Below are 12,698 nucleotides of genomic sequence, written 5' to 3'. Positions count from 1 at the left end.
GTTTGGCGGGCGCGAAGCTACCGTTCGGTAACCATCGCTGCGTCCCAGAACGATAGCGGATGATTTCTAGTGAGGAAAGTCGGGCCGGAACCGTCCATGTGACCGCCGACGCAAAGTCCCAGGTCACTCTCGCAGACCTCATTTCGGCCGTGCGGACTCGATCGAGATCGCCCACGGTGAGCAATGTCGCAGGCGACCTCGAACCGGAGAAACCAACCGCACGCATCACGCTGCGACGAGTCCGATCCGCGCGAGGGACGGACGGAGAATCTGCGCCAGTTCTCGGCGCTCGAGCGTGGACCAGGTCCAGCGGATCACCACGATCCCCTGCTCTGCGAGCGCTCCCTCACGCCGCTTCTCGCGGATCAGGACGTCGCGCACCGTCTCCCCGTCCCTGATGAGCTTGTCGTACTTGTGCATCCCGTCGAACTCGCCGATGACAAGGCCGTCCCAGTCGAAGTCGCTGCGTATGTCTCCGTAGGACGTCTCGAAGGTGTGCTGCAGACGAGGCAGCGGAATCCCCGCCTCGATCATCTGGGCCCGACTCCAGGACTCTCCGACGCTCTCCGAACGGGCGTCGGCCAGTGACAGCGCACGGCGAGCCACGCCGATGTTGGGAGTCCCCGCACGCGCGTCGACCATAGCCGTCATGACAGCGGGATCGGCGCCGAGCCGAAGCGCCGCATCGAGCACGACGATCGCCTGCTCGAAGCTGCCCGCCATGGCAATGTCGACGGCGGTCCGCTCGAGGCGTGTCACGACGACACCGTCGATTTCAACGGTCTCGGCCGGCGTAAGCGGCCCGTTGTGGACGTGTCGTAGCCCGCGTACGAAGCCGCCGCGGGCGGTGGACTTGGTGAGGTGCACCCGTTCACGATCGGGGTGAAGAGTGTCCAGTCCGAGCAGAGCGGCCGCCGAGAAATGACTGAGTGTGGAGACTCCCCGATCTCGGGCCGAGGTCGCCACCGCGATGGACCGGTATCGATACAGACGGTCGACACCGTCGGCATCCTCCAGCCCCGGAAAGGCAGGAACCCACACGCCGGGCGCGAGCCGCAGCAGACGTCCTCGCCTCACCGCAGCGTTGACGACGTCGTCCGCGATGCCGACACGAAGGGTCGCCTCCCGGCGGATCAGGCCGTGTCTGTCGGCCGGAAATCTGTCTATCGGGAATTCGATCACGGAACTTGGACGCAGAAACTCGTCTATGGGTTTCACATCTATTCCGCGACACAGGGACCGAAGCCGGCCAGATCGATGTCGCCCGCGACACCGCTCTGACACTGCGACACCGATCGAAGTCGCCGTACCGGAACGATGTCGCGGGCGACATCGTCACTGCCCAGGTGAGTCAGCCCCGGATACCACCGAACCCGGGACAGCGAACGCTGCCCCGGGCCCGTGGGAAGTAAGAGAGAGTCTTACTTGAGGGTGATCTTGGCGCCGGCCTCTTCGAGCTTGGCCTTGGCAGCCTCGGCGTCTTCCTTGCTGACCTTCTCCAGGATCGGCTTCGGAGCCGACTCGACGAGGTCCTTGGCCTCCTTCAGGCCCAGGCCCGAGACGACCTCGCGGACGACCTTGATGACCTGGATCTTCTTGTCGCCGGCCGACTCGAGCACGACGTCGAACTCGTCCTGCTCGGCAGCGGCGTCGGCGCCACCGGCGGCAGCCGGAGCACCGGCAGCGGCAACGGCGACCGGAGCGGCCGCGGTGACCTCGAAGACCTCTTCGAACTTCTTCACGAACTCGCTGAGCTCCAGCAGGGTCAGTTCCTTGAACTGCTCGATGAGCTCGTCAGCGGTGAGCTTCGCCATGATCGGCGTCCTTCCTGTCAGTCCCCGTACGGGGGTTGGTTTCACATCCCCGTACGGTTCGGGGATAGCTGTGGGTGCGGCGAATTACTCGCCGGCTTCGTTCTTCTTGTCCTGCAGGGCCGCAGCGAGACGCGCGACCTGCGATGCCGGCTGGTTGAACAGGCCGGCGGCCTTTGCCAAGTTGCCCTTCATGGCACCGGCGAGCTTGGCCAGCAAGACCTCACGGGTCTCAAGGTCGGCGATCTGCTCGATCTCGGACACGGACAGCGGCTTGCCGTCCATGTACCCGCCCTTGATGACCAGAGCCTTGTTGTCCTTGGCGAAGTTCTTGATCGCCTTTGCGGCCACAACCGGCTCACCCTCGATGAAGGCGATGGCGGTGGGACCGGTGAACAGCTCGTCGAGCCCTTCCACGCCCGCCTCAGCAGCGGCACGCTTCACCAGGGTGTTCTTGGCGACGGAGTAGGTTGCACCCTCACCGAGGGAACGTCGCAGCTGCGAGATCTGCGGAACGGTCAGACCACGGTATTCCGTGATGACTGCCGCCGTGGAGCCCTTGAACTGCTCCGCGATCTCCGCAACAGCGGTGACCTTTTCGGGCTTGGCCATACTTCGCCTCCTCTCCTCGTCACTATGAGTTGGTCGGGTTCAACCGAGCGACGGGCCGAGGAGGCGATCGGAGGCTCATACGACAAACGCCCCGGCACACAGGCACGGGGCATCAAGATGCGCACGCCGCGAGGCGTGGGACTCTCAAATCCTCGTTCATCCTGCGTGGGCCGGCGACTGCTGTCGCGCCTTCGTTCGGGAGGTCCCGACGACCGACGGTCTCTGGTTGAACCGATACGACACACGGTTGTGCATCACATCGAGGACTAGGCTACGTGGTCGTGGGGGAACATTCCAAATCGCCGGACGTGCACGACCCCAACGAGCGCGCGCAGGTCGCCATGGACGCGATCACCGCGCGCCACCTGCAACGCGCCTTCTGGTTGCCGGCGACACGCGCCGCCGCGGTGGCGTGGCCGATCGGACTTCTCCGGGCGCAGTTCGGATCCTGGCATTACTGGTGGCACGCGCACCTCGTCGACCTGCTCGTCGACGCGGCGATCCACCGGCCGGGCGGGACCGCATACGGCGATCGCTCGTTCGACCCCGAGGTCGCCGACGACGCCAATCGCCTGCTACGGGGCATCCGGGTACGCAATCTGGGTCGCTGGACGAACAACTACTACGACGACATGGCATGGCTCGGGCTGGCCATCGAACGGGCCGACCGTCACCTCCAGCTCGATCACCGACGCGGACTGCGGGTCCTCACCCGCCGCATGCTCGACGCCTGGGTGCCCGAGGAGGGCGGCGGAATCCCCTGGCGCACGATGGACCGCTTCTTCAACGCGCCGGCCAACGGCCCGGCCGCGATCCTGTTGGCCCGCACCGACCACGTCGAGCGCGCCGTCGCGATGTGCGACTGGATGGACGCCCAGCTCATCGACCCGAAGACGCATCTCGTCATCGACGGACTCCGTCGGCAGCCCGACGGTTCACTGACGCCGGAGACCGGCACCTACACCTATTGCCAGGGCGTCGTGCTGGGCGCCGAACTCGAGGCGTTCCGAGCGACCCGGGACCAACGCCACCTCGACCGCCTCGCCCGACTGTTGGGCGCCGTCGAGAAACACTCCTGCGTCGACAGGGTCATCAAAGGCGGGGGTGGTGGCGACGGCGGCCTGTTCCACGGGATCCTCGCCCGGTATCTCGCCCTGATCGCAACCGACCTCCCCGACGTCGACGGCGCGGGCGATCTACGGTCCCGGGCCGCACGTATCGTCATGACCAGCGCCGATGCCGCGTGGTCGAACCGCACCGAGACCCCACGGTCGACGCTGTTCTCCAGCGACTGGCGCGCCAAGGCCGTCGTCCCCGACAAGAAGGGCGAAACGGCCCGGTTCGTGGCGGGCGCGGTGAACCCGTCGGAGATCCCGGAGCGGGACCTGTCGGTCCAACTGTCGGCGTGGATGGTGCTGGAGGCCGCCGCCGCCGTCGATCTGGCGCTACCGGAACGTGACCTTCCCTAGACCTTCGCACCCGAACCGACGCCGCCCGGTTAGCCATCCGATATGCCGGCTGAGTTATTCTTCATCGACGATGGGTGACGTGGACCACATCGGAGTGCTTCGCGCTGTGGCCCACGGCAACTCACGACCGACACGACGGGGTGTCGGTGTCCACCCGGCCATCACGACCAACCCTTCCGCGGTGCGGCATCACACCCCAGGCAGGGGTATGCACCATGACGTACCAGCTGGATCCGGCGGAGCGGCGCTCGCGCCCGCTCACCGCCCCCTCGCGGCGCCCGTTCGCCTCACCGCACTTCGGCACGCTCCCCCTCGGCGACCCCACGGGCGGCGCCGACGGCATCCGCTGGCGCGAGCAGGTCGACGGCAAGCAGCTGTATCCCCGCGTGGTCGTCGATCGGGACGTGTCGATCCGGATGAGCGACGGGGTCATCCTCAAGGCCACCGTCGTGCGCCCGGCCAACCGGTTCGGCCAGACGGTCCTCACTCCGTATCCGGCGATCATCAACATCAATCCCTACAACCGGGCCGCGATCGACTTCATCGACCAGGCCCTGCATGCGCCCGTCCTCGGCAAGGCGCTGCACACGGCGTCGCGGTCGGTCGACGCGTCGGGCACGGCGCTCGAGGGCCTGACCAACCTCACCAAGACGCTCTCCGGCGGGGTCTTCGACGTCTTCGGGATCAACCGGAACCTGGTGCGCAGCGGTTACGTCCAGGTCGTCGTCGACGTCCGCGGCACCGGTTCGAGCCACGGCCGGTGGGAGATCCTGGGCCTGCGCGAGCAGCAGGACTCGGTCGAGATCATCGACTGGGTCAGCGAGCAGGAGTGGTGCGACGGCACGGTGGGCCTGGCGGGCTGGTCGTATTCGGCGATCAACTCGCTGCAGGCCGCCGACAAGCGCCCGCCGCAGCTGAAGGCGGTCTTCGCGGTCGAGGGGTGCGACGACATCGTCCGCGACATCTACATCACCGGCGGCATGCCCTCGGCGTTCATCCCGGTGTGGCTGAGCGCGGTGAACGCGCTCAAATGGGTGCCGAACCCCTCCCACGTCCTGCGTGACATCCTGCGCGGCGACGCACTGCGCTGGGCGATCGACCGGATCAAGTCGCCGGCCACCGAAATCCCTTCCCTGCTCTGGGGTTTTCTCACCGCACGCGATCCGCGCATCTTCGACGACCCGTACTTCGACGTGCGCGACCCGGTCGTGTCCCGGATCGAGGCCCCGACCTTCACCGTCGGCGCATGGCACGACCTGTTCGGCCGCAGCGCGACCGGCGTCTACGAGCGCCTGCAGATGGAGCCCGGCCGCAAGCAGATGATCGTCGGCGACGGTTATCACCTCGACGTCGGCTCGGGGTTCGGCGGCCCGGCGGCGCCGCCGCGTCTCGACGTCCTCGAGCGCGCCTGGTTCGACCGCTGGCTCAAGGGGCACCGCAACGGGATCGAGTACTACGGCCCGGTGACCATGCTGCAGCAGGGCGGGGTCTGGACCTCGGGTCAGAGCTTCCCCCGCCCCGGGGTCGAGCCGACGCGGCTGTACCTGAGCCCGGAGTCCTCGTCGACCGCCGACCACGCCGTCCACGACGGCTCGCTGGGACCGCGCCCGGCACGAGAGGTCTCGTCGCTGCACATCCGCCCGGACGGTCGCGGCCTGCGGTCCCGGGACATGACCCAGGTGACCGCCGGCGCGACGATGGTCCTCGGTCCCGACTGGTTCAGGGACGCGCGGTTCCAGGAGCGCGGCGGTCTGTCGTTCACCACTCCCCCGGTGACCGCGGCGACACCGATCAGCGGCGCGATGAACCTGCGCCTCAACGTGGCGACCACCGCGCACGAGGCGATCTGGGCGGTGACGGTCAACGACGTCGCACCCGACGGCACCTCGACGGTGCTGACCAACGGCGCGTTGTCGGCGTCGAACCGGGCACTCGACCGCAGCAAGTCGGTGTATGCCTCCGACGGCAGCCTGCTCTCGGCGCACCACTATCTGTCGCGCAAGCGCAAGCTGCCGGTGCCCGCGGACGAGCCGATCCGCATCGACGTGGACCTGGTCCCGACCGATGCGGTGCTGCAGCCGGGCCACCGGCTGCGGGTGGACATCTACGCGGCGAGCACTCCCCGGTACCTGACCGTGGTGCCCGACCTGATCAAGGCCCGCGGCCGTCACCAGCGCCTGGTCCTCGACCCCGAGCACCCGAGCTATCTCACACTGCTCGCCGGTGACGGCCTGAGTTTCGCACTGGAGCAGGTCGGCGTCTGAGCGCACCTGGGCGGCGTCAGGCGGTGCCCCGACCTGCCCATTGGGACACTGCGGTTTGATCGTCTCATTGACACGACCCCTCCGGCGGGCCTACGTTTCTGGTAACAGCCGTAACCAAACTGCCCCGGCATACCAGAACGCACCGATCGGAGTCCGTCCGATGACGACCTCACCACTCGCCGCGTCGGCGCGCCCGGCGAATCCGTCCGCGCAGGACGCCCCCGCCCCGAAAATCCCGGCCCGCCATCCGGACCGCCTGTGCTCGATCCCCATCGGGCTGCGTGTGGTGGGCCCGCTGCTCGGCCTGCGCAAGCCCACCCGGGAACTGTTCACCCATCTCGGCGAGCTGCTGAACGTCGGCGATCCGGACGCCGACCGCCTGGTCGACTGGATGCACTCGGTCGGCATGAGCGCGGCCCGCCCGCTGTTCGAGCGCGCCCTCGAGGGCGGCATCGACTCGGTCCCCGACGCGCCCGCTCCCCTGCGGGAGTTCTTCGAGATCTACGAGAAGGTCCCGGGCTGGGTCAACCGCGAGATCATCGAGGAGGGCGCCCGCGTGATGCGCAGCGGCGGCGCCGACGGCCTGTACATCGCACGCGACGTCGCACTGCTCGGTGGCTATCAGTTCTCCGGTTTCAACCAGACGCTGCTGCGGACCGGCGCACTGGAGAAGGGGTCCAACCGACGGTTCGCCGAGACGACCCAGTGGGCCACCGACGTCATCACCGAAAATGGTTTGCGCCCACAGGGAGTCGGCTACAAGTCGACGCTGCGCGTGCGGCTCATCCACGCCATCGTCCGACGCCACGTCGCCCGAATGGACGACTGGGACCCCGCCGAATGGGGTCTGCCGATCAATCAGACCGACATGGCCGCCACGCTCGTGGGCGCCCTGGTGTCGCCGAGTGTGGGCGCGATCATGATGGGAATCGTCTACCGCCCCAGCGAATACGACGCCGTCGCGCACCTCACCAGGTACACGGGCTGGCTTCTCGGGGTCGACGACGAGTTCCTGCCACGCGACTTCCGCGACGCGATCCGCGTGCTGTACCACACGTCGTACGTGCTCTCCACGCCCGACGAGACGACGCGGCAACTCTCGGTCCCGATGGGCGACGACCCGGACCAGTGGAACTACCGGCGCTTCCCGAAACTGCGTCGCAAGATCGCGCGGTCGCAACACCTTTCGATCACCAGCGGCTTCCTCGGGCCGTCGGCGATGCACACCCTCGGGCTGCCGTTCGTGTTCCCGTGGTATCCGCTGATGCGGTTGCCGATCAACCTCGTCCGATCGGTCGCCGCGTTGCGGCCCGGCGGGCGCGAGCGCGCCGCGATCCGCGGGATGGCCGAACAGCGCGAGTTCATGCGGATCATGTCGGGCGACGACGTGACGATCGGGCATTCGGCGAAGGAGATCACCGGGCACTGACCGCGAACGCAGCCTCCGGCACCGATCTGGTCCGGCGGCGGCACGTCCGGCACCGTGGCGAAACGCACCACAGCAGGCCGAGGCCGTAGCTGGCATAGTGGCACCCATGCAGACCGACCGTGTCAATGGGGAACCGACGTGAAACTCGGGATGCTCTACTCACTGTCGGGTGTCCAGGCCGAGATGGAGCAGTCGATCCTCGACGGCGCAATGCTGGCCGTGCATCAGATCAATGCCCGCGGAGGCGTTCTGGGCTGCGCTATCGAGGTCGCGATCTACGACGACCAGTCCGAGGTCTCCTCGACTGCGCGCGGCGTGGACCACCTGTGCCGGGTCGAGAACGTCGACGCCATCGTCGGCGGGTACACTTCGGCCGCCCGGTTGGCCCTGATACCGGCGATCCACTCCAACTCGACCCTGCTCATGTACCCCACCTACTTCGAGGGTGAGGAGACCGATCCCCGCATCTTCTACTGCGGTGCGGCCCCGAATCAGTACGTCGCCGACTACCTCGCGTGGATCGCCGACACGCTAGGCCGGCGTGTGTACGTGGTCGGATCGGACTACATCTATCCGCGGGTGCTGTCCGAGGCGATCCGCCGGCTCGCCGGGCGGCTCGGGATCGAGGTGGTGGGCGATCGATACAGTCCGATCGGCGAGACCCGGTTCGAGGCGATCATCGATGACATCGCGGCCAAGCAGCCCTCGGTCGTCATTTCCAACCTGGTAAGTACCGACTCGACCACCGCGTTCTACACCCAGTACCATCTCGCGGGATTCACCGCCGAGACCACGCCCATCGCCGCGACGGTCACCACCGAACTCGATCTCGCCCACATGCCCACCGAGGTGAGCGACGGACACTACATGGTCGCGACCTACTTTTCCGGCCTGTCCTCGGGCGTGAACGCCGACTACCGGCGGCAGCTGCTCGAGGTCCGCGGACAGGTCTGGAGTCACGCGGTCCAGGTCGGCGCGTTCAACGCGGTGCACGCCCTCGCGCTCGCGGCGGAGACGGCGGGATCGCTCGACCACGACGACCTGTCGCGCGCGCTGATCGGGATCCGCTTCGACGACAGCCCCGAGGGGGCGCCGTTCTTCTTCCGCGCCAACCACTACAGCGCGCATCCGGCCTACATCGGCCGTGCCGAGCACGGCCGATACTCCGTCATCCGGGAGTTCGACGCGCGGCTGCCTGATCCCTGGTGGTCAGGGAGCGACTTCCCCGCCGCGGTCGACCCGGCCTCGGGCCGCCTCGCCGAGACATAGCGCGAGGTAGTAGTCGGTCCGGTCGGCCATCGTCTGCAGGCCCCGGCCGGTCAGTTTCTCGATCCGCGACAGCCGATAGCGCAGCGTGTTGATGTGGATGCCGAGCTCGTTGGCGGTCGCGCCCGAGCTGCAGTCGAGGGCGAAGAAAGTCTGCAGCGTGGACACGTAGTTCGTGTCCTTCTCCCGGTCGTATGCGGCAACGGGTCCGAGCAGCGACCGGTGAAGCGCCCGGGCGCGTTCGGGATCGCCGGCGAGAAGGGTGGCCGCGAAGGGGACCGGCAGGACCACTCCGACCGACCCAGCATCGCGGGACCGGGACCGCCGCTCGGCCATCTGACGGGCGTTGATCAGGCCTCTCATGAGATCGTCGCTACCGCGGATGAGGTAGGAACTGCCGCCTACCGCCAGACCGGGATGACGCGCGACGAAGAGTTCCTCGAAGACCTTCATCTGCCGGCCGAAGTCACCGCGCGACGGCGCCTGCGGTTCCTTCTCGGTTCCCGTTTTGACCAGGGCATAGGCCGACGACCCGTACGCGGCCGCGATCGTCGACAACCCGGCGGCGGCACCCAGGTCGTGTAGGGCCTCGACGACCCGGGACGGTGTGATGGCCGCCTGCTCGTCGACGATTACCGCAACCGAGTGCACGCGGTCGCCGGACACGTATCCGAACGACTCGACCCACGGCTCCATCGCGGAGGCCGGCAGCCGGGCCTCGAGCAGCTCGCGCACCAGCACCGCCTCTAGCGGCCTACGCATCAGCCGCTGGGCCTTCAGGACGTACGTCGCGGCGTCGAGGTCGTGGACCAGTTTGCGCACCCGGGCCGGCTCCAGCGGCCGCCGCTCCGGATTCGACAGCGCCAGCGCGGCCTTCGACCGGGGCAGGGTGATGTTCAGCGCCGCAGCGATTCCCGAAATCGCATGCATGGCCGCCGCCGGAAGGGCGACCGTCTTGGCCAACAGTCCCAGATCGGGCTCCTGTGACGGCGCCACGAGGACCGCTCCGTCGAGGACCACCGCCCCGAAGATCGAGGACCTGCGGCGCAACGAGTCGAGCAGGTCGGCGATCACGGTAACCGGGTCCGGGTCGGACTCCTCAACAGCCTGCGGCTGGGCCTCGTCGAACAGTGCCCGGATGTCGTCGAACCGGCACCCCTTGGGCAGCATGTAGATCGGCACGCCCTGCTGCACACATGCCGAGACGAACTCCGCTGTCAGACAACGATCATCAGTGTCGACCACCACGGCGCACACTCCACGCCTGCGGATCGCGGCGACGAACGCACCTGGTGCGCCCGCCGCCCGCCAGCCCGTCTCGCGCATACAGACCAGGTTGCCGGCCTTCACCTCCGGCGCGGCCGACGCACACTCGGCGACCCCGGTGACCTCCTGGCGGCGGGTGCGCTCGGCGGGGCCGGGCGTCAACGGCAGCAGACCGAGCCGGTCGGCGACCTCACCCACCGTCGGCATCCGGACCTCCCGTGTGTCGTGGCCCCTCGATTATCGACGCACCCGGCAGATCCCTCCACTCGACAGATCGCCCACTCGACCGATCGCCGCAACGAGGTTTCCGTTGTGTGACAAAACGTTTCGTATCCATTTCGGACACAATCCCGTTACCGGCCCCCAGTTCCGCGTTTGCCCTGGTCGCGCCGCCCCGGTGGCCACCGGGGCGTGCCGGGGTCCAAGGCCGGACCGCACCGGCCTGGCAACTGAGCCAATTGTCTGCTTCCGCCGCAGGGCGTTTCGTAGTGGCGTCCCCGCACCGCCTACCAACGAGGTGTCCATATGACCGAAGCCATCAGCCCGAGCGGAAAGTTCCGGACCGCCGTCGACATCGGCGGCACGTTCACCGACGTCTTCGTCCAGCAACCCGACGGGACCATCCGCACCGCGAAGTACCCCACCCAGAACAACCCGATCGACGGCGTGCTCGCCGGCATGGAGCAGACCGGGGTGGGCTGGGAGGACGTCGAGTTCTTCTCGCACGGCACCACCATCGCCACCAACGCGCTGATCACCCGCCGGTTCCCCAAGGTGGCATTGGTAACCACCGATGGCTTCCGCGACGTCATCGAGATCCGGCGCGGCGACCGCGAGTCATGGGATCCCTACCAGGAGGTCGCCCCGCCGGTGGTCCCGAGGCGTCACCGCCTGACTGTGCGCGAACGCATCGGCTACGACGGCTCAGTCCTCGAACCGCTTGACGAGGACGGCGCCCGCGAGGTCGCCCGCGTCCTGCGTCGCCGCGAGATCGAAACCGTCGCAGTTTGTTTCGTCAACTCCTTCACCAACCCGGTACACGAGAACCGGATGGCCGAGATCCTTGCCGAGGAACTGCCCGGCGTCTCGATCACCACGTCGAGCGACGTCCTGCCAGAGATCTTCGAGTACGAGCGGTTCTCCACCACGGTCACCAATGCCGCGCTCATCCCGATCATCGGCCCCTACGCACGCACTCTCGAGGGCCGGCTCGCCGAGGCCGGTTACGACAACGACGTGCTGCTGCTGCACTCCGGCGGCGGCGTGATGACCCCGGCGATGGCCGAGCGGTACGGTGCCCGACTCGCGGCCTCCGGCATTGCCGCCGGGGCGATCGCCAGCCGGCACATCGCGCGCACCTGCGGCTTCGAGAACTCCATCGGCTTCGACATGGGCGGCACCTCCACCGACGTGTCGCTCACCGACAACGGGGTGCTGGCTACGACCAACATGTGGAGTGTCTCGTTCGGCCACCCCATTTGCTTCCCGAGCATCGAGGTGCTGACCATCGGCGCCGGCGGCGGATCGATCGCCTGGCTCGACGACGCAGGATCGCTGCGAAACGGCCCGCAGTCGGCCGGTTCCGATCCGGGTCCGGCATGCTACGGCGGTGCCGGCGAGCTCGCGACCAACACAGACGCCAACCTGATCTTGGGCACTGTCGGCAAGAAACTGGCCGGCGGTGTCAAGGAGCTCGACGAGTCACTGGCGCGGGCGGCGGTGGCCAAGATCGCCGAACCGCTGGGACTCGATGTCGAGACCGCCGCGCAGTCGATCATCAAGGTCGCCAACGCCAACATGGCCGACGCGATCCGGCTGATCTCCATCCGCAAGGGACACGACCCCCGCGACTTCGCTCTGGTCGGCTTCGGCGGCGCAGGCCCGCTGCACGCCGCCTATCTCGCGAAGGACCTCGGAATCCCGACGGTCATCATCCCCCCGCATCCCGGCGTCACCTCGGCGATGGGCTGCATGCTCGTCGACATCCAGCACGACATCACACGGATGTATCTGGCCGACACCGACAACGCCGACCTCGATCACCTCACTGCGACGTTCGCCGAACTCCGGGAGGAGGGGCGCGCTCGGCTGACCGCCGAGCACGTCGATCCCGACGACATGCTCTTCGAGTACTACCTCGACATGCGCTACAAAGGCCAGTGGCGCGCCATCTCGGTCCCGGTCTCCATGCCGCTGAGCGATCTCGACGAGGTGGTCGCGTCCTTCCACGCCGCCCACCTCAAGGAGCACAACTTCTCCTCAGAGGACTCCGGGGTCGAGATCTACCGGATCTCCCTGCGCGCCATCGGCCTGACGCCGCGAATGGATGCCACCCCGGCCGAGCTGATCGATCCCGCGGACTTCGAGCCGCACCCGCTCGAGGTGCGGCAGGTGCTCTTCCCCGACGAGCAGGCTCGGCTCGCCACCCCCGTCTACGACCGGGCAACGCTGCCCCCCGGTGCGGTGCTGAACGGCCCGTGCATCGTCGACCAGCTCGATTCGACGACCGTCGTACCGCCGGCCACCACGGCCCGGGTGGACGAGTGGGGCAACCTCCTGCTCACTGCGGCTGAATGAACAC

The 12,698-nt window shown here is 67.7% G+C and carries 9 protein-coding genes; 5 read left to right on the top strand and 4 right to left on the bottom strand.

Features of this window, described 5'->3' with window-relative positions; genetic code table 11:
- Window positions 1-225: 225 nt before the first annotated feature.
- The 3 genes from GP2_RS11940 to rplJ all read right to left on the bottom strand — a co-directional run bounded on the left by GP2_RS11940 (window position 226) and on the right by rplJ (window position 2,423).
- Entirely contained in the window at window positions 226-1,182 is a 957-nt protein-coding gene (locus tag GP2_RS11940) for a hypothetical protein (RefSeq protein ID WP_006900767.1), read from the bottom strand.
- 239 nt (window positions 1,183-1,421) lie between these two features.
- Window positions 1,422-1,814 carry a 50S ribosomal protein L7/L12 gene (gene rplL, locus GP2_RS11935; RefSeq protein ID WP_006900766.1) on the bottom strand — a complete coding sequence of 131 codons (393 nt, stop codon included), beginning with the start codon at window positions 1,812-1,814 and terminating at the stop codon, window positions 1,422-1,424.
- A gap of 84 nt (window positions 1,815-1,898) precedes the next feature.
- On the bottom strand, window positions 1,899-2,423 hold the full coding sequence (gene rplJ, locus GP2_RS11930; RefSeq protein WP_006900765.1) for a 50S ribosomal protein L10: 525 nt from the start codon (window positions 2,421-2,423) through the stop codon (window positions 1,899-1,901).
- Between the two features lie 281 nt (window positions 2,424-2,704).
- Here rplJ and GP2_RS11925 point away from each other — a divergent pair, with 281 nt between their 5' ends.
- The 4 genes from GP2_RS11925 (at window position 2,705) to GP2_RS11910 (ending at window position 8,854) form a co-directional block, all read left to right on the top strand.
- Window positions 2,705-3,892: a glycoside hydrolase family 76 protein gene (locus GP2_RS11925; RefSeq protein WP_040526904.1), complete on the top strand. Its 1,188-nt coding sequence runs from the start codon at window positions 2,705-2,707 to the stop codon at window positions 3,890-3,892.
- Between the two features lie 215 nt (window positions 3,893-4,107).
- Window positions 4,108-6,156 carry a CocE/NonD family hydrolase gene (locus tag GP2_RS11920; protein ID WP_006900763.1) on the top strand — a complete coding sequence of 683 codons (2,049 nt, stop codon included), beginning with the start codon at window positions 4,108-4,110 and terminating at the stop codon, window positions 6,154-6,156.
- 160 nt (window positions 6,157-6,316) lie between these two features.
- A complete protein-coding gene (locus GP2_RS11915; RefSeq protein ID WP_006900762.1) occupies window positions 6,317-7,585 on the top strand; it encodes an oxygenase MpaB family protein in 1,269 nt (422 codons plus the stop codon).
- 150 nt (window positions 7,586-7,735) lie between these two features.
- The gene (locus tag GP2_RS11910) at window positions 7,736-8,854 is read left to right on the top strand and encodes a transporter substrate-binding protein (RefSeq protein ID WP_040526900.1); all 1,119 of its coding nucleotides are present in this window, start codon (window positions 7,736-7,738) and stop codon (window positions 8,852-8,854) included.
- Here GP2_RS11910 and GP2_RS11905 read toward each other — a convergent pair.
- Complete coding sequence (locus GP2_RS11905) at window positions 8,795-10,324, bottom strand: helix-turn-helix domain-containing protein (RefSeq protein ID WP_006900760.1); 1,530 nt, start codon at window positions 10,322-10,324, stop codon at window positions 8,795-8,797. The genes GP2_RS11910 and GP2_RS11905 overlap by 60 nt on opposite strands.
- Window positions 10,325-10,642: 318 nt before the next feature.
- Between GP2_RS11905 and GP2_RS11900 the strand changes: the two genes are divergently transcribed.
- Window positions 10,643-12,694: a hydantoinase/oxoprolinase family protein gene (locus tag GP2_RS11900; protein WP_006900759.1), complete on the top strand. Its 2,052-nt coding sequence runs from the start codon at window positions 10,643-10,645 to the stop codon at window positions 12,692-12,694.
- Window positions 12,695-12,698 lie beyond the last annotated feature (4 nt).

Origin of the sequence: Gordonia paraffinivorans NBRC 108238 (assembly GCF_000344155.1) — a bacterium.
In the GTDB taxonomy this organism is placed as follows: Bacteria; Actinomycetota; Actinomycetes; order Mycobacteriales; family Mycobacteriaceae; genus Gordonia; species Gordonia paraffinivorans.
Note: the sequence above shows the minus strand (reverse complement) of the source record. Positions and strands in the feature narration are given on the sequence as shown.